A 22,801-nucleotide genomic window follows, 5' to 3' on the forward strand; every position below is an offset into this window, starting at 1 on the left:
CTACCCCTATCGGGTTACCCCAGCGGCGTGATTTCCCGGCCGGTGGCTTGCTGCGCATACTGGCGCACAGACACCGACCGGGCAATCTTTCTGCCAGCCTGGTTAAGAACAAGGAATACCCATGAAAGTCGAACTCGCCCAGTTGGCGGGCCGTGACAACGACACGGCTTACAACCTCGAACGCGCTCTGAAGGCGATGGCTGCCTGTGCTGCCGATACGCAGCTGATTGTGTTTCCCGAAACCCACCTGATGGGCTTCCCGTCGCTTGAGGCATTGGCCGAAACCGCCGAACCGCTGGACGGTCCGACCGTCAGCGCGGTGCTGGCTGCGGCCCGTGAACACAATATCGCCGTGGTGATCGGTATGGCCGAGAACGACAACGGCCGCTTCTACAACACCACGCTGCTGATCACCCCTGAAGGTATCGCGCTGAAATACCGCAAGACGCACCTCTGGGCGTCGGATCGCGGTGTGTTCGAGGCCGGCGACCGTTACGCCACGTGCGAGTGGAACGGTGTGCGGGTTGGTCTGCTGATTTGCTACGACATCGAATTCCCGGAAACCGCCCGTGCCCTGGCGCAATTGGGTGCCGAACTGCTGATTGTCACCAACGGCAACATGGACCCTTACGGCCCGACTCACCGCACCGCGATCATGGCCCGCGCTCAGGAAAACCAGGCGTTTGCGCTGATGGTCAACCGGGTAGAAGAGGGCGATGGCGGGTTGGTGTTTGCGGGCGGCAGTGCGCTGGTGGATCCGCTGGGCACGCTGTTGTTCGAGGCCGGGCGTGAGGACGGGCAGTTTGCGGTGGAACTGGACCTGAATCAGCTGACGGCGGCGCGGCAGGATTATCGGTATCTGGATGATCAGCGGCTGCGGTTGCCGGGGGAGATTGTTGAGCATGCCAATGGGCTTCGGGAATTGATTATTCCGGGGCGTTAGACGTTGCGTGGGGTGTCAGTTGGAGCCGCCCCTCACCCTAACCCTCTCCCGGAGGGAGAGGGGACTGACCGAGGTGATGCAAAGCTCTACATCGACCTGAATAACCGAGTCGAACACAGGATTTGAAGCACATGGAGATCTGCCCCCTTTCCCCCTCTCCCCCTGGGGAGAGGGTTGGGGTGAGGGGTGGCTTTTGAAGTAGACGTAAATTTTTGCCGAACTCGGCTCTGCCATAAATCTAATAAATTCGGAGTAGTCGCTCATGGCTCGTTTGCAACGCACCCTGTCATTGGGTTCGGTGGTGCTGTTCGGCATTGCCTACATGACGCCGATCATCGTGCTCGGCACCTTTGGCATCCTCGCTCAATCCACCGCCGGCATGGTCCCGGCCGCGTACCTGGCGGCGCTGGTGGCGATGTTTTTCACCGCCATGAGTTACGGCCGAATGGCCTCGGCGTTCCCCGTCGCTGGCTCGGCCTATAGCTATGTACGCAAGGCGATCAGCCCGAAACTCGGTTTCATCGCCGGTTGGGCCGTGCTGCTCGACTACCTGTTCCTGCCGATGGCGATCTGGCTGATCGGCGCGGCCTACCTCAACTCAGCGTTCCCGGCCGTGCCGCAGTGGATCTGGGTGCTGGCGTTCATCGGCATCACCAGTGCGATCAACATCGTCGGTCTGAAACTGGCCAACGGCATCAACGCGTTACTGATGCTGGTGCAGTTCCTGGTGCTGATCGCCTTCGTTGCGCTGTGCGTCCATTACGTCGGTGGCGATGCGAGCACGCCGTTGTGGTCGGTCAAACCATTCTTCAACGGTGACATGCAGATGCCGCTGATCATGAGCGGTGCAGCCATCGCCTGTTACTCGTTTCTGGGGTTCGACGCGGTCAGCACCCTGACCGAAGAAACCCGCGACCCGCGCCGCACCATCCCGCGAGCGATCATGCTGATTACCCTGATCGGCGGGTTGATCTTCGTCAGTGTGTCGTACTTCGTGCAGATCGCGCATCCGTCGTTTCAGTTCGACAGCGTCGACTCGGCGGCCTATGAAATTGCCCGCAACATTGGTGGCGACCTGTTCGTGTCGATCTTCCTGATCGGTCTGATCGTCGGCCAGTTCGCGTCGGGTCTGTCGGCTCAGGCCAGCGGCTCGCGGCTGTTATTCGCCATGGGCCGCGATGGCGTGCTGCCAAAATCGTTCTTCGGCACCTTGCATGAACGCTTTGGCACGCCGGTCAACAGCATCCTGCTGTGCGCCGTGGTCGCTTTGCTGGCGCTGAAACTGGACGTCACCACCTCAACCTCGTTCATCAACTTCGGCGCGTTCCTGGCGTTCAGCCTGGTGAACCTGTCGGTGATCTTTCACTACTGGATCGGCGGTGAGAACAAAGGGCTGCGTGAATTCGTGTTGTTCCTGCTGTTCCCGTTTATCGGTCTGGCGGCGGATTTGTGGCTGATGGTCAGCCTCGATCACCTGGCGATCTATCTGGGCTTGAGCTGGCTGGCGATTGGCGTGGTGTACCTGGCGGTGTTGACCGGCGGCTTCCGTCGCCAGCCACCGGAGATGGATTTCCAGGAGGCCACATAATTGCCTGACGGGTGAGAAAACTGTGGGAGCGAGCCATGTGGCGAGGGGATTTATCCCCGTTGGGCTGCGGAGCAGCCCCGGCATTTCAAAGTTAAACCGCGTTTACGACTGCTTCGCAGTCGAACGGGGATAAATCCCCTCGCCACACAGGCTCGCTCCCACATTTTGAATTGTGTTCAAGCGGCTGATTTTGTTTGGTGCACCGGTAGCTCAACCCTGAAGGTGGTCCCCACGCCAACTTCACTGCGCACCGTAATATCCCCCCGGTGTTTTTTCACGATGCCATAGGACAGGGACAACCCTAGCCCTGTCCCTTGGCCCACCGGTTTGGTGGTGAAGAACGGGTCGAAGATTTTTTGCAGGCAGTCCGGCGCAATGCCGGCGCCGGTGTCTGCGACCTCGATCCACACCGTTTCGGCTTCAAGCCCGGTGCGCAAGGTGATGGTGCCACGCTCCGGGCCGATGGCCTGAGAGGCATTGACGATCAGGTTCATGATCACCTGATTGATTTGCGACGGCAGGCATTCGATGTCGGGCAGGTCCTGATATTCCTTGAGCACATCGGCCTTGTACTTGAGTTCGTTGGCGACAATGTTCAAGGTCGATTCGATGCCCTGTTGCAGATTGGCCCACTGCCATTCCTGATTGGAGTCCACCCGGGAGAAGTCCTTCAGGTCCTTGACGATCTGCCCGACCCGGTTGATGCCGTCCTTGGATTCCCTGATCAGCAGTGGAATGTCCTCGCGCAGGAACTCCAGCTCGACCCGTTCGCGCAGTTGGTGCAAACGCTCGATGAGCTCGCTGGAGCCGATCGCCTCTTCCGCATCGCGATAGGCGTCGAGCATTTCCTGCAGTTGTTTGAAGTAGCCATCCAGGGTGCCGAGGTTGGAGGAAATGAAGCCGATGGGGTTGTTGATTTCATGGGCGACGCCGGCCGCGAGTTGCCCCAATGAGGCGAGTTTCTCCGATTGCACCAACTGACTTTCAAGTTGTTTGCGCTCGTCGATTTCCCGCTGCAACTCAACGCTGGCGTCTGTGAGCTGCCGGGTTCGGTGTTCGACCATCTGCCCCAAATGGTCCATCTGCACGCTGGCCCGTTCGGTCATGTCCCATTTGGTCAACAGGGTGTTGGCCATCTGCTGGACTTCAATGTTGTCGAACGGCTTTTTCAGAATCAGCAGTCGATCATGGGCCTGCAATCGATCGAGCAGTTCATCCCAGGAATAGTCGGAATAGGCGGTGCACACCACCACTTGCAGGTGCGGGTCGGCCTGCCACAAATGTTCGATGGTCTGCGCACCGTCCCAGCCCTCGGGCATGCGCATGTCGACGAAGGCCAGGGCGTAGGGGCGGTTTTCCTGCAAGGCTTCGTTCAGTTTGCCCAGGCCTTCCTGGCCGCCATAGGCCGAGTCCAGCTCGAACAGCGCACCGGTTGATTTCACTTCGCTGCCAAACAGCGCGGCCTCCATCTCGTCCAGTTCGACGGTCTGTTCCGGCATGGGCATGAGAATCTTGCGGAAGTCCACGTGAATGGACGGGGTGTCATCGATCAGCAGAATGCGTCGGTTCGAAAGCTCGCTCATGCTTCCTCCCTTACGGTTTTCAGCGGGATCTGCAACGTGAACAGCGCGCCTTTGCCCGGTCCGTCGCTATGGGCGGTGAGGTGGCCGTTCATTTCGATGGCGGCCAGCGCGCAGCTGTGCAGGCCGAAGCCATGGCCTTCCTTGCGGGTGGTAAACCCGTGGGCAAAGATGCGCGTCATGTTTTCCTCGGCGATGCCTTCGCCGTCGTCCTTGACGCTGACTTGCAGGATCTTGTCTTCGACGACTTTCACCCCCAGGGTCATTTGCCGCTGGCGGTTGCTGAGGTCGGACATGGCGTATTTGGCGTTGCTGATCAAGTTGATCAGAATCAGCAACAACCGGTGCTTGTCGCCCATGACCTGCGGTACATCGCTGTACTCCTTGACCACCGTGACGTGGTGTCGGGTCAGGGCGCCGGAGTTCATGCGCAGAGCGTCTTCCAGCAATTCGCTGATGTGCAGCGGTTCCATCAGGCTGTTGGCGCCCGCGTAGGACTGCTGGGTGGCGACGATGTCCTTGATGTGGTCCACGCTTTTGGTCAGCTGGGCCAGTTCTTCGGTCATGCCTTGTTGTTCCAGGGCTATCGCGTCCACCAGTTGATTCAGGTAACCCGGTAGCAATTTGCCTTTCGCGTCCTCGGTCAGAAAGGTGCCGAGGTCACCTTGATGGTCGTTGATCAGCTGCATGGCCTTGCCCAGGCCCAGCGCCTTGCTGCCGCGCAGTTTGCGGGTCACCAGGTCGGCCGAAATGTTCACGCTGTTGAGCACGTTGCCGACGTTGTGCAGCACATTGGTGGCGATCTCGGCCATGCCGGCCTGGCGCGCTGTGTCGAGCAGTTCGCTCTGGGTATCCTTGAGTTCGCGGGTGCGCTCTTCAACGCGCAGTTCGAGGTCCTCATTGGCGGTTTTCAGGGCTTTGTTGACGCGATTGATCACGGTGAAACTGCGCATCAGGTGAATCGCCAGGTACACCAGCAACAACACCAGCAGCACCGAAAACAACAGCATGTAGAAGTGATAGCGCTGGTCGACCGCATCGGTCCGCTGCTGATCGGTGTTCAGCAGGTTGGTAATGTCGTCCAGGCGTTCGGCCACGGGAACGTCTTCGATGTTTTCCAGTAACCGATTGACCACCGGCTGCTCACGCAGGATCAGTGAAATGTGGTTGCTCAGAATATCGATCGGACTGTGGAACTGTTCAGGTAGACGCTGTTTGTTCACCCCCAGTTTGTTCAGCCCGAGCAGGATGTCGGCGGCCCTGTCTTCGGAAGTGACCTGGGCGAACTCCAGGCTGCTGAGCAGTAAGTCATACGTGTCGGTGGCAATGTTCTGAAGTTGCAGTTGGTCCTCATCCACCAACCGGGACAGCTGTTCCTGAATGTCGTCCTCGGCGGTGGGCAGGAACGCCAGTGAGTTGCGCAGCACGGCGTTGTGAGACTTGAACTGCTCCACCAAGCGGGTCTTTTCCAGAATGGCGGTCAGGTACGCCTCATGGCTGGCGCGCCAGATGGGCGAGTCGTTGCGGCCATGGTTCGACTCCATGGTGTCGAACCGCTCCCACAGGTTCGTTATCTCGGTCAGTGGTGAGACCAACGGATCATAGTTATGACTGATGGCGATCCTGGCCTTGAGGATCTCGGTTTCCCATTGTGCATTCAGTTGCTTGATCCGGCCGATCAAGTCCCGGGATTCGGTGTAGGTCGTCGTCTGGTTCGAGCTGGATTTGAGGTACAGGAACAGCAGCACTGAAGCCAGCATCAGAGCCACTACGCCGAGCAACGCCAGGTTGCGGCGGTTAGACATTTTCATAAGGGCTTGCCCCCCCATTCACCGGTCAGGGTCTTGAGGAATTTGATGATCAGCGTCTTGTCGTCGGCAGAGGGAATACGACCGAGCTGGAACTTGAACATCACATCCACCGCTTCTTCGAGGGTTTTGGCCGAGCCGTCGTGAAAGTACGGCGCGGTCACGGCGACGTTGCGCAGGCTCGGGACCTTGAACACGTTGCGGTCCTCTTCGTCTTTGGTGACCAGATAGCGGCCCAGGTCGGCTTCGGTGGGGTTGCCCCGAGTTTTGAAGTAGTCGCCCATGACCCCGAACTTCTGGAACATGTTGCCGCCGATGTTGACGCCCTGATGGCAGGCGATGCAGCCGTAGTCCTTGAAGCGTTGGTAGCCGTATTTCTCATCGAGGGTGAGAATGTCGGTATCGCCTTGCAGGTATTGGTCGAAACGCGAGTTGGCGCTGATCAGCGTGCGTTCATAGGTGGCCAGGGCATTCTGCACATTGTTCATGGTCACGCCGTCCGGGTAGGCGTTGGCGAACGAGGTCTGATAAGCCGGATCGGCGGTCAGCATCTGCACCACATGCTCCCAGTTACTGCCCATTTCACTGGGGCTTTGCACCACACCGTGGATCTGGGCTTCCAGGGTGTCGGCGCGGCCGTTCCAGAATTGCCGGAAGTTCAGGCTGGCGTTGAACACGCTGGGCGTATTGATCGTCAACGGAAGGCCGGCGAAACCGATGGAAAACGCCTTGTTGTCGGCGCCGCCGTTTTCCAGTCGATGGCAACTGGCGCAGGACAGTGAGCTGTCGACCGACAAGCGCGGTTCATTGAACAACTGGCGCCCGAGTTCGACCTGCAGCGGATTCTGCCGGGGCACTGCCGGCAGTGGTTTGAGCGGTTCATTCAGCGGCGCGGCACCGGCGCTCAGGCAGAGTCCGAACAACGGCGCCAATAGCAGACGGGGAAAGGAAGGCGACATCTGATAATTCCTTGGCGTAGGGCCTGTGTGTCGTTGCGCATCGTTCACGTGGCTGCGGATGAAGAGGGCTTCACCGACCCCAGATACCGGACGAAGGCGTCCGGCTCCACGGCTTTGCTGAAATAGAAACCCTGGCCTTCCTCGCATTGATGGGCCTTGAGGAAATCCAGTTGTTCGAGGGTTTCCACCCCTTCGGCAATGATGGTCAGCTTGAGGCTCCGGCCCAGGCTGATGATGGCGCTGACCAGCGCGGCGTCGTTGCTGTCGCTGCTTAAACCGCGAATGAACGACTGGTCGATTTTCAGCACGTCGATGGGAAAACGCCGCAAGTAGCTCAGGCTGGAATAACCGGTTCCGAAGTCATCGATGGCCAGTCGCACGCCCATGGCTTTGAGCCGGGTCAGGGCGGTCACCGTGGTTTCGACGTTCTGCATCAACACGCCTTCGGTGATTTCCAGCTCCAGCAAGGCCGGTTCCAGACCTGTTTGTTTGAGGGTCTGTTCGATACCGTCGACAAAGTCCCGCTGACGGAAATCGATGGCCGACATATTCACCGACATACAGATCTTCGGCAGCCCCGCAGCCTGCCAGGCGCAGGCTTGTCGGCACGCCTCGGCCAGCACCCATTTGCTCAACGGCACGATCAAACCGCTGTCTTCGGCCACACTGATGAAGTCCGAGGGGTAGACCAGGCCGTGCCCCGGTTTTTGCCAGCGAATCAACGCCTCGGCCCCGACCACCTGGCCACTGCCCAGGTCCAGTTTGGGCTGGTAATGCAGGACAAATTCGTTGCGCTCCAGCGCCAGGCGAATGCCGCTCTCGATGCTTTGCTGATCCCGGGCGCGCTGGTTCATCTCGTCGATGAAAAAACTGAAATCGTTCGGGCCGCTTTCCTTGACGTTGCGCATCGCGGTTTCGGCTTTCTTGATCAGCGCGATGGCATCGAAGCCGTCGTCCGGGTAAATGCTGATGCCCAGGCTGGCCGTCACGCTCAGGTCGTGGCCGGCAATGTGTTGGGGCGCGCGAATGGCGTTCAAGAGTTTTTCAGCGATGCCCTTGGTTTGCTGGGGGTGGCGGACATCGGCGAGGATCACCACGAATTCGTCGGAACCGTAGCGGAACACCGAATCGGACTCGCGCACCGTCGCCACCAGATTGCGGCCGACTTGCTTGAGCATTTCGTCCCCGGCCGGATGGCCCAGGGCGTTGTTGATGCGCTTGAAGCGATCGAGGCCCAGAAACATCACGGCCAGTTGCTTGTCATGGCGCCGGGACAGAGCCAGGGACTGGTTCAACCGGTCACCGAGCAACGTGCTGTTGGGCAGCTCGGTCAGTACGTCGTATTGCAACAGGTGCGACACCTTGAGCAATTCGTGGACCCGCGCCTCGATGGTTTTCTCCAGGCTCAGGACCTTCATTGCCGCGTCCTGTGCCATCTGCCATTTCCAGGTCAGGGCACTGGCCATCTGGCGGATTTCCAGGCTGTCGAAGGGTTTTTTCAGCACCAGCAACTGGTCGCCGAACTCCAGCCGTTCGGCCATGTCTTCCCAGGTGTAATCGGAAAAGGCCGTGCACAACGCGATTTGCAGGTGAGGATCGGCCTTCCACAGTTGTTCGATGGTTTCCAGGCCGTCCCAGCCCGGTGGCATGCGCATGTCGGTGAACGCCATGGCATAGGGGCGACCTTCGGCCAGTGCGCGCGTGACCAGTTCGAGGGCTTCCCGGCCCTGGTAGGCCGAGTCGAGCTGGAACGTCAGCCGATCAAGCTGCACGGTGCCGAACAGGGCTTCTTCAGCACCGGCCAGGGTCTGTTCACCTCCGGGCTCTTCACCTTCGATCTCAGGGCCAAGAATCTTGCGAAAATCCTCATGAATCGAGGGCGTGTCGTCGATGATCAGGATGCGCCGGTTGGTTCGCACGAAAGGCGTTTTCATCCTTTGTCCTCCGTGGAGTGTGGCGGGTTGTCCAGAATCGGCCCCATGTCGTGGTTCGGGGGCACGATGCTGCCGGCCTTCAGCAGCTCGGCGGCCTGCTGGCTGCTGACCGCTTTGCTGAAGAAGTAACCCTGGGCGTTCATCGGTGAACCGGTGGCCATCAGCGAGCTGCGCTGCTCCTGGGTTTCGACGCCCTCGGCAATGATGCCGATCCCGACTTCACGGGCGAAGTTGATGATGGCGCGCAGGGTGTTCGCGCTGGCCGGATCGCGGGCGGCGGTGTCGATGAAGGCCTGAGCGAGTTTCAGGTGATTGACCTGGTAGGTCTTGAGGTAGTCGAACGAGGAGTATTCGGTGCCGAAGTCGTCGATGGCGATCTTCACCCCCAGCTCACGCAGGCGCGGCAGCACATCGTTGTGGGTCCATTTGGTCTGGGCCAGCGTCGCTTCAGTGACGTCGAAGCGTAGGTCCCAGGGGCAGAGTTCCCAGCGCGCGGTGGTGCGCAGCACGTCATAGATCAGTTCGGGACCACTCTTGAGTTGGGCCAGGGACAGCTTGATCGCAATCACCGGCGGCGCCATGCCTTCGTTGCGCCATTGGCGCATTTGCTGGCAGGCGCGATCCAGCACCCAGTGACCGAGCGCGACGATGGTTCCGGTCTTTTCCGCGGCGGGCAGGAACGCCGAGGCTTCCAGTAAACCGCGCTCAGGGTGGTTCCAGCTGACCTGAGCTTCCATGCCGAGGATTTTGCCGCTGCTCAGGTCCACTTCCGGCCAGTAATGCAGTTCGAGTTCTTCGTGTTCGATGGCCGCTCTCAAGTCGCTGGCGATGGTCATGCGTTCGACCACCTCCTGATTGATCTCCTCGGAGTGGAAGTGGTACTGGTTGCGGCCCTTTTCCTTGGAGCGATACAGCGCCATGTCGGCTTGGGTCAGCAGACCGTCGGCGCTGGTGCTTTCCGGGGTGCAGCTGCTGATGCCGATACTCACCGAGACCCGCACATCATTGCCGGCCAGGGAGTAGGGCAGCACCAGCGTGTCGCGGATCTTGGCGGCCAAGGCCGCGGATTGGGTCGGGTCGCCGACGTCCAGCTGCAAGATCGCGAACTCGTCACCGCCGAGGCGGGCGACCACATCGTTTTCGCGCACACAGGCCTTGATCCGGCGGGAAACCTCTTGCAGCAACAGGTCGCCTACCGGATGGCCGAGGGTATCGTTGATGCGTTTGAAGTGATCCAGGTCCAGGTAAAACATGGCGAACGGTGCTGCCCCCCGACGAGCAGCGGCGAATGCCTGGTGCAATCGCTCGATCAGCGTCGCACGGTTGGCCAGCCCGGTCAGCCCGTCGGTGCGGGCCAGCAGGGCGATTTTCTCTTCGGCCAGTTTGCGTTCAGTGATGTCGATGATGATGCCTTCGACTTCCAGCAAACGGCCCTCATCGTCGCGCACCGGGATGTAGCGGTTTTCCACCCAGCGCCAGGCACCGTCGCCGGTGCGCATCCGAAATTCGATGGAAGCGCCCGCCGCATGGCGGTCCAGCACCCGGGCCATGGCGGTGTCGACCTTGGTTTGATCATCGGGGTGGATCAGTTCCTGGGCCCAGTTGGCCGAGGCCACGAGGTTCGCTGCGATGTGACCGTACTTGGTGATGTTGTGCGAGATGTACATCAGCGGAAACCACGGCTCGCCCCGCAGCCGATACAGAATGGTCGGGCTGTTCTGCACAATGATGTTGGCATCGGACAGCTCGCGGGTGCGCTCCTCGACCGCTTGTTCCAGCAGCGACATTTTCAGCGCCGCGTCTTCGGTCATTTGCCACTTGGCCGTCAGTGCGCTGGCCATCTGGCGGATTTCGATGGCATCGAAGGGTTTTTTCAGAATCAGCAGGCGATCGCCCAGTTCCAGGCGTTCGTCGATGTCTTCCCAGGAATAGTCGGAATAAGCGGTGCAGAGCGCCACTTGCAGCTTGGGATCGACCTGCCACAGCCGTTCGATGGTTTCCAGCCCGTCCCAGCCCGGCGGCATGCGCATGTCGATGAAGGCCATCGCGTAGGGCATGTCGTTGGCCAGCGCCGTCTCGACCTTGTCCAGGGCTTCGAGGCCCTGAAACGCCGAGTCGAGCACGAAGCTTTGCAGCGACAGCGCCGCAGGGGTGCCGAACAGGGCATTTTCGGCGCTGATCAGGCTGTCGTCATCGATCGATGGCGGACTGAGGATCTTGGCGAAGTCCGCATGAATCGAGGCGGTGTCGTCGACGATAAGAATCCGCCGGTTGGTCCGTGCCAGCAGCGTATTTATCGACATACGCCAGTACCGGCAGCAGTTTGATGCGGTGTACTCATATGGGGGCTTCCTTTCCCTGATCACCTGGCCGAACGTACAGATTATGGATCCGAGTCAGCTGAGCATAGACGTCTGTCCAGTACTTCGCGCAACTCAATCAGCTGAATCATTTCCGTTGGCGGGCTAAAAATCATCTAGCCTGTAGGTCAGGCTCCGGCAATAGGGGATGTTTGCCGGGTCCTGTCATAACGATGTAACCGTTTCAATTGAGGTGACGCCATGGAAGAGCAACTCCCCACGACTTTGAACGATAAACCCAAGGTGCTGCTGGTCGATGACGAAGAGTCAATCCTCAACAGCCTGCGTCGCCTGTTACGCGGCCAGCCCTACGAGGTGCTGCTGGCCACCAGCGGTGCCCAGGCGCTGGAGGTCATGGCGCAACAGTCCATCGACCTGGTGATGACCGACGCACGCATGCCCAACATGGACGGCGCCACGCTGCTGGCCCGCATCCATCAGCTTTATCCGACGACCACCCGGATTCTGCTCACCGGCTACGCGGACATGCCGACGATTATCAAAGCCATCAACGAAGGGAAGATTCACCGCTACATCAGCAAACCCTGGAATGACGAGGAAATGCTCCTGACCTTGCGTCAGGCCTTGGATCATCAACATTCCGAGCGCGAACGCCAGCGCCTGGAGCAGTTGACCCGGCTGCAGAACCACCAATTGAAGTCGCTCAACGCCACCCTGGAAAAGCACGTCGCCGCCCGCACCGCAGAACTCCAGCAGACCGCCGACATGCTCGACCTGGCCTACGAAGAGCTCAAGCACAGCTATGTCACCGGCACCGAGGTGTTCTCGCTGCTGGCCAACCTGCGCCTGCCGCCGGCCAAACAGACCAACCGCCAGATCATCGAACTGGTGCGGGTCTACTGCAAACTTCATGGCCTGGACGAGGGCACCAATCGCGACCTGACTATGGCCGCGGCGCTCTACAACATCGGCAAGCTGAGCTGGACCGACAGCATGATGACCGCGCCCGCGGACCTGCTGCATCACAGCGATCGGGAGCGCTATCGCGGTTATCCAAAGCAGAGCGAATCGCTGTTGATGACGCTCGAGCCGATGAAGGATGCCGCTCGTCTGATTCTTCACCATCAGGAGCGCTGGGACGGCAGCGGCTTCCCCGACCGGCTCAAGGGCGAGGCGATTCCGTTCGGTTCGCGGCTGCTGAAACTGGCGGTGGATTTCATCGAGTTGCAGCGCGGGCTGATCCTTGAGCGGCAGATGAACAGCGATGAAGCGCTGGTCTACATCCGCAGCTATGCCGGGCGAATCTACGATCCCGAGATGGTGGAGGATTTCATACAGGTGTGTGCCGCGTACTTGAGCGACATCTCGCTGGTCGATCCGTCGATCAAGGTGCTGACCACGCGGGAAGTGGCGGCGGGCATGATCCTGGCGCGCAACCTCAATGCCGACAACGGCATGCTGCTGCTCAATGCCGGCAAGGTGTTGAATGGGCCGCTGGTGGAGAAGTTGATCGCCTTCGAAGCCATGGAAGGCGCGAAATACAGCATTTTTGTGAAGGTGCCGGAAGAAGTTGCGATTCTCGAGGCCAGTGAGGTCTAGGCGCTGTACTAGTCCAATGTGGGAGCGAGCCTGCTCGCGATGAAGACAATGCGGTTTTTCAGGTACACCGCATCATCGTTCATCGCGAGCAGGCTCGCTCCCACAGAGGGCTTGGTAGATGCTTTTTTCGGCGTGACGACGCACCGAGACTCATGTGATCCTTGCGCTTTTTCCCCAAGGCCAATCCTGATCCATGACCCTTTCATCCGCTGCTTCGCCCCGCCTCATCCGCATCGCCGCCGCCCTGTTGATCGGTCCCGATGGCCGAACTTTGCTGGTCCGCAAGCGCGGCACCGAGGCGTTCATGCAGCCGGGGGGCAAGATCGAAGCCCATGAGCAACCGGTCCATGCGCTGGCCCGTGAACTGGAGGAAGAATTGGGCCTGGTCATCGATCCGGTACACGCCACTTATCTCGGGCAATTCTCGGCACCGGCCGCCAACGAGCCGGGTTTTGTCGTCCAGGCCGAACTCTTTCAGCTGACTATCGGTTCAGACGTATCGCCTGCGGCGGAGATTGAAGAGGTGCGCTGGATCGACCCGGCCACCGACGGCAATGTCACGCTGGCGCCATTGACACGGGACCTGATCCTGCCGTTTTATCGAGCCTCGCTCACCGAAACTGCCTGATTATTCCCGGACAAAGGACTGCCCATGATCCCGATTCAAGATTTGCTGATTTTCGCCGCTGCCGCATTGCTGATGGTGCTGACGCCGGGGCCGAACATGATCTACCTGATCTCCCGTTCGATCTGCCAAGGGCGTAAGGCTGGCGTGACCTCGTTGCTCGGTGTGGTCGCGGGGTTTTTCGTGCACCTGTTCGCGGCCGCTGCCGGTTTGACCGCCGTGTTTCTGGCGGTGCCGATGGCCTACGAAGTGCTGAAGTGGGCCGGTGCGCTGTACCTGTTGTGGCTAGCCTTTCAGGCAGTCAAACCGGGTGCGCGTTCCCCCTTCGAGGCGCAGCAATTGCCGCCGGACTCGTCGCGCAAACTGATCACCATGGGTTTTCTCACCAGCGCACTGAACCCGAAGATCGCCGTGTTTTATTTGTCGGTGTTTCCGCAATTCATCACCCCTGAGCATGGCTCGGTGTTCACTCAAAGCATCACGCTGGGTTTGACTCAGATCAGCGTCAGTTTCAGCGTCAATCTGCTGATCGCGCTGTTCGCCGCGGGCATCGCCTCCTGGTTCGTCAACAATCCGACCTGGCTGGCGGTGCAGCGCTATTTCATGGGGTTCGTACTGTCGGCACTGGCAGTGAGACTGATGCTTGAACAACGACGGATGGCTTGACCATGTGGATTGAACGGCTTGATGCCAGTCATGCCCTGGATTATCGGGCGCTGATGCTCGAAGCCTATGACCTGCATCCCCAGGCGTTTACCTCCAGCGTGCGCGAACGCGCCGTGATGCCGCTGAGTTGGTGGGAATCACGCCTGACCAGCAAGCTGGACGTGGTGTTCGGCGCGTTCGAAGGCGGTGAGTTGGCGGGCATCGTCGGCCTGGCCTTCGAACCTAGGGAAAAGGCCCGGCACAAGGCGACATTGTTTGGCATGTACGTGTCGGGCAAGGTCCGGCAACGCGGGCTCGGTTATCACTTGGTGCAGGCCGCCCTGACTGAAGCGCAGAACCATAAAGGTCTGAGGCTGATCCAGCTGACCGTCACCGCCGGCAATGACGCCGCGCTCAAGCTGTACCAGCGTTGTGGCTTCATCCAGTTCGGTCTCGAACCGCTGGCGGTGCGGGTAGGCGAGGACTACTTCGACAAGATCCACATGTGGCGAGAGCTCACCGCATAGTCTTTGCCCGGCGGGCTATTGTGGCGAGGGAGCTTGCTCCCGCTGGGCTGCGAAGCGGCCCCAAAACCTGCCACCTGATTCCCTCAGGTACACCGTATTCGCGGGATTTACGACTGCTGCGCCCGGGCGCGGATCGGCCGGCGGGAGCAAGCTCCCTCGCCACAGGGATCGCATTATCTGGGTGGTTGATCAGCGCACCGCGCTGACGCCGTCGAGTGTCGAAAACGACGTGTCCTTGGCCGTCAGCAAAAAGTCGCGCATGTACGGCGCATCCAGCATGTCGGCACGAATCCCCGCATACAGCGTCGCAAACAAACCTTTCTCGCCCAGCCGCTTGGCCTTCACATAACCCCGTGAGCTGTATTCATGCAGCGCCCAATGGGGCATGCCGCACACGCCGCGACCGCTGGCCACCAATTGCATCATCATCACCGTCAGTTCCGACGTTCGGACCTGAGCCGGTTCGACATCGGCTGGTTCCAGGAAACGGGTGAAGATGTCCAGCCGATCACGCTCCACCGGGTAGGTGATCAGCGTTTCCGTGAGCAAATCCTCCGGGACGATGTAAGCCTTGCTCGCCAAACGGTGCTGGTTGGCCACCGCGAGCATCGCTTCGTAGGTGAACAACGGCACGTAAGTGATCCCGGCCAGTTCCAGCGGATCGGAGGTCACTACCAAATCCAGATCGCCACGGGCCAGCGCCGGCAGCGGGGCGAATGAGAACCCTGAGGCCAGGTCCAGTTCGACTTCCGGCCAGGCATCGCGGAACTGGTCGATGGTCGGCATCAGCCACTGGAAGCAACTGTGACACTCGATCGCCATGTGCAAACGCCCGGCCGTGCCACCGGCCAGCCGCGCGATATCGCGCTCGGCGCCGCGCAGCAATGGCAGGGTGGCGTCGGCCAGTTGCAACAGACGCAAACCGGCACTGGTGAAGCGCACCGGTTTGGTCTTGCGCACGAACAGCGGCATGCCCATGCGCTCCTCCAGTTCCTTGAACTGGTGGGACAGGGCCGACTGCGTCAGGTGCAAGCGGTCGGCGGCATCGACCAGGCTATCGGCTTCGCGCAAGGCGTGCAGGGTCTTCAGGTGACGGATTTCAAGCACTGGGGGCTCCATGAGGAAAACTTGTGATCAACACGAAAAGGTTGAGTTTGTCTCATGTTGGGTTGGCTGTCGACAATAGCGCCATGTTTTACAGCCTCTTTATAGGGAGAAACTCACCATGGCTCTGGCACACACACTTGGTTTTCCGCGCATCGGCGCTGACCGTGAACTGAAAAAAGCCCTCGAATCCTACTGGAAGGGCGATCTGGATCAGGACGCGCTGAAAAGCGTCGGCCGCCAATTGCGCGCCACCCATTGGCAATTGCAGAAAGACGCCGGCATCGACCTGCTGCCCGTGGGCGACTTCGCCTGGTATGACCAGGTCCTGACCCATTCCCTGACCTTCGGTGTGATCCCCGAGCGTTTCGACAGCGCCAAGGACTCGCGCGGCCTGCCGACCCTCGACACCCTGTTCGCCATGGCCCGTGGCGCCACGGCTGCCTGCTGCGGCGGCGAACACAGCAAAGCACAATACGCCCAGGAACTGACCAAGTGGTTCGACACCAACTACCACTACCTGGTCCCGGAATTCACCGCTGACCAGCAGTTCAAACTGAGCTGGGAACAGTTGTTCGACGAAGTCGACGAGGCCAAGGCGCTGGGCCACAACGTCAAACCGGTGATCATCGGTCCGCTGACTTACCTGTGGCTGGGCAAGGCCAAAGGCAACGACTTCGACAAGCTCGACCTGCTGGAACGCCTGCTGCCGATCTACGGCGAAATCCTCGGTCGCCTCGCCGCTCAAGGCGTGGAATGGGTGCAGATCGACGAGCCGATCCTGACTCTCGACCTGCCACAGGCCTGGAAAAACGCTTTCGAACGCGCCTATCACATCCTTCAATACTCGCCGCTGAAAAAACTCGTGGCGACCTACTTCAGTGGTCTGGAAGACAACCTCGGCCTGGCGGTCAGCCTGCCGGTGCAAGGCTTGCACATCGATGCGGTGCGCGCCCCGGATCAACTCGGCCAGGTGCTGGATCGTCTGCCGACCTACAAGATTCTCTCGGTGGGCCTGGTCAACGGCCGCAACGTCTGGCGCTGCGAACTGGAGCAAGTGCTCGCTCAACTGCAACCGGCCCAGGAACGCTTTGGTGACAACCTGTGGGTCAGCAGTTCCTGCTCGTTGCTGCACAGCCCGGTGGATCTGGATCGCGAAGACAAACTCGACCCGGAATTGAAAAGCTGGCTGGCCTTCGCCGTACAAAAGTGCGGTGAAATCGCCGTGCTGCGCGATGCCCTGAACGACCCGCAATCGCCCAAAGTGCAAGCCGCCCTGGCCGAAAGCCGGGCGACCCAGGCCAGCCGCGCCCAGTCGCCGCGTATCCACAAAGCCGAGGTGCAGGCACGCATCAACGCCATCGGCGCCGCGGACAGCCAACGCCACTCGCCGTTTGCCAAACGCATCGAGCAGCAGCGTGCACGGTTGAAACTGCCGGCGTTCCCGACCACCACCATCGGTTCGTTCCCGCAAACCGGTTCAATTCGCCTGGCTCGCCAAGCGTTCAAGCAAGGCAAGCTGTCGGCCAACGATTACACCGACGCCATGCACAGCGAAATCCGCCACGCCGTGCAAGTTCAGGAACGCCTGGGGCTGGACGTGCTGGTACACGGTGAAGCCGAACGCAACGACATGGTCGAGTACTTCGCCGAGCAACTGGACGGCTACCTGTTCACCCGTTTCGGCTGGGTGCAGAGCTACGGTTCACGTTGCGTGAAACCGGCGATCATCTACGGCGACCTGAGCCGTCCGAACGCCATGACCGTCGACTGGATTACTTATGCACAGAACCTGACCGACAAGGTCATGAAAGGTATGCTCACCGGTCCCGTGACCATGCTGATGTGGTCGTTCCCGCGTGAAGATGTCTCGCGCAAAATCCAGGCACAGCAGCTGGCGCTGGCTTTGCGTGACGAAGTGGTGGACCTGGAAAACGCCGGCATCAAGATCGTGCAGATCGACGAAGCCGCGTTCCGTGAAGGTTTGCCGCTGCGCCGGGCGCAATGGCAGGAATACCTCGATTGGGCGGTGGAAGCTTTCCGTTTGAGCGCCTCCGGTGTGCGTGACGAAACCCAGATCCACACCCACATGTGCTACAGCGAATTCAACGACGTGATTCAGTCCATCGCGGCGATGGACGCCGACGTGATCACCATCGAAACCTCGCGTTCGGACATGGAGTTGTTGGAGGCTTTCGAAGCGTTCGACTACCCGAATGACATCGGTCCGGGCGTCTACGACATCCACTCGCCACGGGTGCCGGACACGGCCGAGATGGTCAAGTTGATGAGCAAAGCCGTGAAGCGCATTCCGGCTGAGCGGCTGTGGGTGAACCCGGATTGTGGGTTGAAGACCCGGGCGTGGCCGGAGACTGAGGCGGCGTTGGTGAACATGGTGGCGGCGGCGCGGCAGTTGCGGAGTCAGTTAGCTTAAAGTCCTGCGGCGCTCATTCTGGCGCCTTCGCGAGCAGGCTCGCTCCCACATTGGATTTATGTCGATCAGAGATGTTGTGTACGACATCAATCCTGTGGGAGCGAGCCTGCTCGCGAAGAACGATAACGCGGTCCTGAAAATGACCGCTCGGCGATCTTCATCAAACTGTCACGTAACTGTGGCAGCGCGCTTGAACAAACTTCATCAGACTCGCGCTCTACTGGGGTTCTGCGTTTCGGTGTTTTTTCATGCGTGCATTCATTTTTCTGGCCGTGCTGTTGTTTGGCCTTCCGTCTTTCGCGGCGTCCCGTTGCGATGTCAACGTTCCAACCGAACATGCCGATCTGGCGCAGGTGAGCCTGGCGTACCAGAGCGTCGGCCGTGCGTCCGACCCTGCGTTGTTGCTGGTGATGGGCCTGGGCGGGCAGTTGATACATTGGCCGGACGAGGTGGTGGTCGCGCTGTGTCAGCAAGGTTTTCGGGTCATTCGTTATGACAATCGCGATGTCGGGCTCTCGACCTGGCGGCAAGTGCCTGTCGACGCCAACCTGACCTTCGAAGTGCTGCGTTACAAACTCGGTTTGCCGGTGTCGGCGCCATACACCCTGACCGACATGGCTGACGATGCTTTTGGATTGATGGATGCGTTGCACGTCGAGCAATTCCACGTGTTGGGCGCGAGCATGGGTGGGATGATCGCCCAGCACATGGCGGCGATGGCGCCGCAACGGGTCGAGAGCCTGACCCTGATCATGACCAGTTCCGGGGCCGATGGCTTGCCGGCGCCGAGTGCGGCGTTGGTACAACTGTTGTCGCGTCGTGGTGCGCCGAACCGCGAAGCAGCGCTGGAGCAACAGGCCGATTTGCTGGCGGCACTGGGCAGCCCGACGGTGAGCGATGACCGGCAAGCGTTGCTGCATCAGGCGGCGCTGTCTTATGACCGGGCGTTCAACCCTGAGGGCGTGAAGCGCCAGATCATGGCGATCCTCGCCGAGCGCAGTCGTGTGGCGCTGCTTAATCAACTGCGCGTTCCGACGCTGGTGGTTCACGGCACTGCTGATCCGTTGCTGCCGGTCATGCACGGTGTGCACCTGGCGGCGCATATTCGCGGCAGTCAGTTGAGGCTGATTCCGGGGTTGGCGCATCGATTCCAGGAGGCGTTCAAGGCACCGCTGCTGGCGGCGGTGTTGCCGTACTTACAGGCCCATCGCGAAGACACCTCGCATTGGGCGCAGATTGATCCGGTGGCAACCCCAAATCTCCTATAACCCCCAATCCCAAATGTGGGAGCGAGCCTGCTCGCGAAAGCGGTGTATCAGTCAAGCAGATGGTGACTGACACGACGCCTTCGTCGGAACGCCGCCCGGAGCCGGCTCGCTCCCACAGTTGAACTTCGGTGTTGGTAGAACCTCATCAGCCAGTTAGGTCGCTGAACCCCGTGGGTCGAGGTTATCCAGCATCCGGTTCACCGCCAGTTCACCGAGCATGACGGACTGCTGAATGCCGAGCAGGGTGTTGCGCTGCGGACCGTCCATCAACCCCGCGAAATCACTCAGCATTACGCTTGCCGACGCCAGCGACTCACAGGCGTTTGCCAGCAGGGTTTCGTCATCGATATCGGGGGCGATCAGGAAAATAGTGCTGGGTTTGCGTGGGGTGTCTTTGGGAATCACCGGTTTGAGGTAGTAATCGAGGGCGCGGTCGGCGGCGTTGTTGAGTTTTTTGGAGTCTGGGGTTTCGTAGGGGGAAACGTCGTCGGTTTCCGGGGGATTGGGTGTGATCTTGAACATTGGAGGGTACTCCTGATAGTAGAGCCGCAACCTGTCTCGCTACTAAACGGAAGAGGGTGGCAGCTGTGCGCAAGTTAGTAGACCGGCCACCCATCCAAAACCGGCGCGCCCGAGGGCGCCATGCGCACAGCCACCATCAAGTGCAGGCGAATGCCTGACTGGATGACACTTATACGTCCGGATGGAAAAAGCCGGGCTACTAAACCCGATCACTGGAAATCAGTGACGGAACCAAGTTACCGACGGGCCCCCAGGCGCACAAGCCGGCGGATTCTGACGTGGTTGTAGGCGGCGGCGCAAGACGCTGTAGCTTTCAGGAAGTAACGCTAAACAGAACTAAACAAACTCCCCTGATCCCCCAAAATCCCCTGTGGGAGCGAGCCTGCTCGCGAAGGCGGTGTATCAGCCAATACAGATATCAACTGACACGACGCCTTCGCGAGCAGGCTCGCTCCCACAGGGGGAATACAGCAACGGCTGCCACCTCGGCCGCGTCGGGTGTATCGTTCGAACTTTCCGGCGCGTTCCAGCCTGCGAGGTGTGTGATGAGTACCCCCCTGAAAATCGATTTCGTCAGCGACGTGTCCTGCCCCTGGTGCGTTGTCGGCCTTTACGGCCTGACCCGAGCCCTGGATTTGCTGGGCGACGAGGTGCAGGCCGAGATCCGTTTCCAGCCGTTCGAGCTGAACCCGAAGATGGGCCCGGAAGGACAGAACATCACCGAACACATCACCGAAAAATACGGTTCAACCCCCGAGCAATCCCAGAAGAACCGCGAGATGATCCGCGCGCGCGGCGCCGAGGTCGGGTTTGCGTTTCGCACGGACGGCAACAGCCGCATCTACAACACCTTCGATGCCCATCGCTTGCTGTTCTGGGCGGGACTCGAGGGGTTGCAGTTCAATCTGAAAGAGGCGCTGTTCAAGGCGTACTTCACCGAAGGCGGCAATCCGTCCGACCCTGCTCAGCTGGTGCAGATCGCCGAAGGCGTGGGGCTGGATCGGCCGCGGGCCGAGGCGATTCTGGCGTCGGACGAGTTCGCCAAAGAGGTTCGTGAGGAAGAGCAGTTGTGGCTGTCGCGAGGCGTCAGTTCGGTGCCGACCGTGGTGTTCAACGGACAATACGCCGTCAGTGGCGGGCAGCCGGTGGACACTTTTGTCGGGGCGATTCGGCAAATCATGAGCGAGTCGAAGGGCGGGACGGTCAGCTGATATCTGTCAGTTGATAAAAAATATATCAATGTGCCACTATGGTTTTGACCGGTACTGCCGACATAGGCAGCACCGTTATTAATCATAGGGACTTGATCCATGACTCTTCACGCTCTACGCACCTGGGCAGCTCTGACGTTGCTGGCCTGTCTGACCCTCACTGGCTGCGCCAACGTACAGCCTCCCGTACCACTGGACCATCAATTCTGGGATACCAAAGAGCCGACGATCGGTGTGGCCATTACCGTTGTGCCGGAGCCAGTGCTGGCGCTGACCGGGAACCAGGGAATTCTCGATTACGCCATCAACAAAGGCGTTAACAGCAAACTCAGTGACAACGTCGAAAAATGGCAAGTGCGCGACCTCAACACCTTGCCGGATGCCATCGTCGCCAAGCTGCAGGCCAAGGGCTACAAGGCCAAGCGTATCAACGAGCCGGTCGATCTGAAGGTCTACAAGGAAACCAAATTCCGCGAAGGCTACATGACCAGGGACATGGCCCCGATAAAGGCCGCCTACGGCGTCGATCGTCTGTTACTGGTGAATGTCTATGCCACCGGTGCCGTTCGCAGCTACTACAGCATCGTGCCGACCAGCGTACCGATGGCACAGGTGAGCGGGCAGGGCATGGTGGTCGATCTGGCGGACAGCAAACTGCTGTGGTTCCAGCCTTTTACCGCGGTGCAAGCGGCCCAGGGCGAGTGGGATGAACCGACCTACACCAACCTTTCAAACGCGTTCTACCAGGCCATGGACAATAGCCGCCAGCAGATGATCACCCCGTTCGCGCAATGAAGCGTCCAATCATAGCGGCCAGTGCGCTGGCCCTGCTGGTGCTGGCCGGTTGCGCGCAGAAGCCGGCTCCCGAGGCCGGTTTCAAGGACCAGAGTGCGTTGCCTTACATCCAGGCCCATGGGCTCAAGGTCGACGTGCAACTGCCGCCAACCTTTGTCGGTGCCAGCACTGTGATTGACTCCCAGGCGGCCCTGAAGGCTGCGTCGTCGAGCCATAACCTGGTGGCGAGCTCGGGCAACACTGCCGGTCTGGCCGGCATACTGGTGGCCAGCCTGATCAACACCCAGATGGGCAGCGGTAGCTTGCAACGGGATGCGGAAAAAACCGCGCTCAACGAGTCGCGACCCGTGGCCGACTTGCTCGCCGGCGTCCCGTTGCAGGAGCGCCTGCAACAGCGCTATCAACAGGCTTCGCAAGTGGCCGGGCTCAAGCAGGGTGAAGGGCAGGTCACCGCGCGTTTGTTGATCGAGCCCAAACTGATGCTCGGCCCTGATCGCGGCAGCTTTGTGCTGATCAATCAGGTGCAGGTTCAAGACATCGCAGGAGCGGCGCTATACCGCATGCGGATCGAGGTGGTCAGCCAGCCGATACGACGATGCGGCAACCAGTGCATCGACGACGGCAGCCTCGATCTGGCAAAGGTCACGGCCGTGCTGGACGAGTGCATCGACGAGTCCATGCGCGTGCTGGCCACCGACCTGATGCAACCGGCGCAACCGGCGGCGGCTCAGGAAACCTTGCGGTACGTACTGGATGGCCTGCGTGTGGTCGAGCGCGGTTACCAACTGGTCAACAACGGCAGTTACTCGCGTTATCGCAACCTCTACGGCGCGGTGAAGTCAGTGCCGGTGCCGTTTGAAGATGCGTTGACGCAAGCCCAGTTGCAAAAGGTTTACGGACAGTAAGGTGATCCTGTGGGAGCGAGCCTGCTCGCGAAA

Annotated in this window: 18 protein-coding genes and 1 pseudogene; 11 read left to right on the forward strand and 8 right to left on the reverse strand. The window is 60.1% G+C overall.

What is annotated here, in order from left to right:
• The first annotated feature begins 121 nt into the window (after positions 1–121).
• Together ACYZTW_RS06440 and ACYZTW_RS06445 are read left to right on the forward strand one after the other, a co-directional pair.
• Positions 122–943, forward strand: a complete 822-nt coding sequence (locus ACYZTW_RS06440; RefSeq protein ID WP_462004202.1) for a carbon-nitrogen hydrolase family protein — start codon at positions 122–124, stop codon at positions 941–943.
• Between the two features lie 262 nt (positions 944–1,205).
• Positions 1,206–2,531 carry an APC family permease gene (locus ACYZTW_RS06445; protein WP_056742037.1) on the forward strand — a complete coding sequence of 442 codons (1,326 nt, stop codon included), beginning with the start codon at positions 1,206–1,208 and terminating at the stop codon, positions 2,529–2,531.
• A gap of 176 nt (positions 2,532–2,707) precedes the next feature.
• Here the strand turns inward: ACYZTW_RS06445 and ACYZTW_RS06450 are convergent, their stop codons facing one another.
• From ACYZTW_RS06450 to ACYZTW_RS06475, 6 genes and pseudogenes are all read right to left on the reverse strand, one after another.
• Positions 2,708–3,376 (reverse strand): ATP-binding protein, encoded by a 669-nt coding sequence (locus tag ACYZTW_RS06450; RefSeq protein ID WP_462005709.1) that lies wholly within the window; start codon positions 3,374–3,376, stop codon positions 2,708–2,710.
• 57 nt (positions 3,377–3,433) lie between these two features.
• A pseudogene (locus tag ACYZTW_RS06455) lies at positions 3,434–3,520 on the reverse strand (hypothetical protein); the annotation flags it as partial.
• Between the two features lie 590 nt (positions 3,521–4,110).
• On the reverse strand, positions 4,111–5,922 hold the full coding sequence (locus tag ACYZTW_RS06460) for a DAHL domain-containing protein (RefSeq protein ID WP_462004203.1): 1,812 nt from the start codon (positions 5,920–5,922) through the stop codon (positions 4,111–4,113).
• Positions 5,919–6,878 carry a cytochrome-c peroxidase gene (locus tag ACYZTW_RS06465; protein ID WP_462004204.1) on the reverse strand — a complete coding sequence of 320 codons (960 nt, stop codon included), beginning with the start codon at positions 6,876–6,878 and terminating at the stop codon, positions 5,919–5,921. Before ACYZTW_RS06465 ends, ACYZTW_RS06460 begins: the two co-directional genes overlap by 4 nt.
• Positions 6,879–6,922: 44 nt before the next feature.
• A complete protein-coding gene (locus tag ACYZTW_RS06470; protein ID WP_462004205.1) occupies positions 6,923–8,812 on the reverse strand; it encodes a putative bifunctional diguanylate cyclase/phosphodiesterase in 1,890 nt (629 codons plus the stop codon).
• The gene (locus tag ACYZTW_RS06475) at positions 8,809–11,115 is read right to left on the reverse strand and encodes an EAL domain-containing protein (RefSeq protein ID WP_462004206.1); all 2,307 of its coding nucleotides are present in this window, start codon (positions 11,113–11,115) and stop codon (positions 8,809–8,811) included. Before ACYZTW_RS06475 ends, ACYZTW_RS06470 begins: the two co-directional genes overlap by 4 nt.
• A 258-nt stretch (positions 11,116–11,373) precedes the next feature.
• Here ACYZTW_RS06475 and ACYZTW_RS06480 point away from each other — a divergent pair, with 258 nt between their 5' ends.
• From ACYZTW_RS06480 to ACYZTW_RS06495, 4 genes are all read left to right on the forward strand, one after another.
• Positions 11,374–12,732, forward strand: a complete 1,359-nt coding sequence (locus ACYZTW_RS06480; RefSeq protein ID WP_462004207.1) for an HD domain-containing phosphohydrolase — start codon at positions 11,374–11,376, stop codon at positions 12,730–12,732.
• A gap of 193 nt (positions 12,733–12,925) precedes the next feature.
• Positions 12,926–13,360: an NUDIX hydrolase gene (locus ACYZTW_RS06485; protein WP_462004208.1), complete on the forward strand. Its 435-nt coding sequence runs from the start codon at positions 12,926–12,928 to the stop codon at positions 13,358–13,360.
• 24 nt (positions 13,361–13,384) lie between these two features.
• Positions 13,385–14,023 (forward strand): LysE family translocator, encoded by a 639-nt coding sequence (locus tag ACYZTW_RS06490; protein WP_462004209.1) that lies wholly within the window; start codon positions 13,385–13,387, stop codon positions 14,021–14,023.
• A 2-nt stretch (positions 14,024–14,025) separates the two neighbouring features.
• The gene (locus tag ACYZTW_RS06495) at positions 14,026–14,529 is read left to right on the forward strand and encodes a GNAT family N-acetyltransferase (protein WP_462004210.1); all 504 of its coding nucleotides are present in this window, start codon (positions 14,026–14,028) and stop codon (positions 14,527–14,529) included.
• A 189-nt stretch (positions 14,530–14,718) separates the two neighbouring features.
• On the opposite strand, the gene metR is transcribed toward ACYZTW_RS06495, so the two are convergent.
• Positions 14,719–15,636 (reverse strand): transcriptional regulator MetR, encoded by a 918-nt coding sequence (gene metR / locus ACYZTW_RS06500; protein ID WP_054613654.1) that lies wholly within the window; start codon positions 15,634–15,636, stop codon positions 14,719–14,721.
• Between the two features lie 118 nt (positions 15,637–15,754).
• Here metR and metE point away from each other — a divergent pair, with 118 nt between their 5' ends.
• Both metE and ACYZTW_RS06510 read left to right on the forward strand, forming a co-directional pair.
• A complete protein-coding gene (gene metE, locus ACYZTW_RS06505; RefSeq protein WP_462004211.1) occupies positions 15,755–18,067 on the forward strand; it encodes a 5-methyltetrahydropteroyltriglutamate--homocysteine S-methyltransferase in 2,313 nt (770 codons plus the stop codon).
• A gap of 248 nt (positions 18,068–18,315) precedes the next feature.
• Complete coding sequence (locus ACYZTW_RS06510; protein WP_462004212.1) at positions 18,316–19,335, forward strand: alpha/beta fold hydrolase; 1,020 nt, start codon at positions 18,316–18,318, stop codon at positions 19,333–19,335.
• 153 nt (positions 19,336–19,488) lie between these two features.
• Here the strand turns inward: ACYZTW_RS06510 and ACYZTW_RS06515 are convergent, their stop codons facing one another.
• On the reverse strand, positions 19,489–19,857 hold the full coding sequence (locus tag ACYZTW_RS06515) for a DUF6124 family protein (protein ID WP_462004213.1): 369 nt from the start codon (positions 19,855–19,857) through the stop codon (positions 19,489–19,491).
• 545 nt (positions 19,858–20,402) lie between these two features.
• Here ACYZTW_RS06515 and ACYZTW_RS06520 point away from each other — a divergent pair.
• From ACYZTW_RS06520 to ACYZTW_RS06530, 3 genes are all read left to right on the forward strand, one after another.
• Complete coding sequence (locus tag ACYZTW_RS06520; protein ID WP_462004214.1) at positions 20,403–21,068, forward strand: DsbA family oxidoreductase; 666 nt, start codon at positions 20,403–20,405, stop codon at positions 21,066–21,068.
• A 99-nt stretch (positions 21,069–21,167) separates the two neighbouring features.
• Positions 21,168–21,863: a hypothetical protein gene (locus ACYZTW_RS06525; RefSeq protein WP_462004215.1), complete on the forward strand. Its 696-nt coding sequence runs from the start codon at positions 21,168–21,170 to the stop codon at positions 21,861–21,863.
• Positions 21,860–22,768, forward strand: a complete 909-nt coding sequence (locus ACYZTW_RS06530) for a hypothetical protein (RefSeq protein WP_462004216.1) — start codon at positions 21,860–21,862, stop codon at positions 22,766–22,768. The genes ACYZTW_RS06525 and ACYZTW_RS06530 overlap by 4 nt, the downstream gene beginning before the upstream one ends.
• Positions 22,769–22,801 lie beyond the last annotated feature (33 nt).

The sequence above is a fragment of the Pseudomonas sp. LB3P25 genome (genome assembly GCF_054897985.1).

Coding starts and splice junctions, on each gene's coding strand:
- ACYZTW_RS06440 (WP_462004202.1), top strand. CDS start 122: ATGAAAGTCGAACTCGCCCAGTTGGCGGGCCGTGACAACGACACGGCT.
- ACYZTW_RS06445 (WP_056742037.1), top strand. CDS start 1,206: ATGGCTCGTTTGCAACGCACCCTGTCATTGGGTTCGGTGGTGCTGTTC.
- ACYZTW_RS06450 (WP_462005709.1), bottom strand. CDS start 3,376: ATGCTCGACGCCTATCGCGATGCGGAAGAGGCGATCGGCTCCAGCGAG.
- ACYZTW_RS06460 (WP_462004203.1), bottom strand. CDS start 5,922: ATGAAAATGTCTAACCGCCGCAACCTGGCGTTGCTCGGCGTAGTGGCT.
- ACYZTW_RS06465 (WP_462004204.1), bottom strand. CDS start 6,878: ATGTCGCCTTCCTTTCCCCGTCTGCTATTGGCGCCGTTGTTCGGACTC.
- ACYZTW_RS06470 (WP_462004205.1), bottom strand. CDS start 8,812: ATGAAAACGCCTTTCGTGCGAACCAACCGGCGCATCCTGATCATCGAC.
- ACYZTW_RS06475 (WP_462004206.1), bottom strand. CDS start 11,115: ATGTCGATAAATACGCTGCTGGCACGGACCAACCGGCGGATTCTTATC.
- ACYZTW_RS06480 (WP_462004207.1), top strand. CDS start 11,374: ATGGAAGAGCAACTCCCCACGACTTTGAACGATAAACCCAAGGTGCTG.
- ACYZTW_RS06485 (WP_462004208.1), top strand. CDS start 12,926: ATGACCCTTTCATCCGCTGCTTCGCCCCGCCTCATCCGCATCGCCGCC.
- ACYZTW_RS06490 (WP_462004209.1), top strand. CDS start 13,385: ATGATCCCGATTCAAGATTTGCTGATTTTCGCCGCTGCCGCATTGCTG.
- ACYZTW_RS06495 (WP_462004210.1), top strand. CDS start 14,026: ATGTGGATTGAACGGCTTGATGCCAGTCATGCCCTGGATTATCGGGCG.
- metE (WP_462004211.1), top strand. CDS start 15,755: ATGGCTCTGGCACACACACTTGGTTTTCCGCGCATCGGCGCTGACCGT.
- ACYZTW_RS06510 (WP_462004212.1), top strand. CDS start 18,316: ATGCGTGCATTCATTTTTCTGGCCGTGCTGTTGTTTGGCCTTCCGTCT.
- ACYZTW_RS06515 (WP_462004213.1), bottom strand. CDS start 19,857: ATGTTCAAGATCACACCCAATCCCCCGGAAACCGACGACGTTTCCCCC.
- ACYZTW_RS06520 (WP_462004214.1), top strand. CDS start 20,403: ATGAGTACCCCCCTGAAAATCGATTTCGTCAGCGACGTGTCCTGCCCC.
- ACYZTW_RS06525 (WP_462004215.1), top strand. CDS start 21,168: ATGACTCTTCACGCTCTACGCACCTGGGCAGCTCTGACGTTGCTGGCC.
- ACYZTW_RS06530 (WP_462004216.1), top strand. CDS start 21,860: ATGAAGCGTCCAATCATAGCGGCCAGTGCGCTGGCCCTGCTGGTGCTG.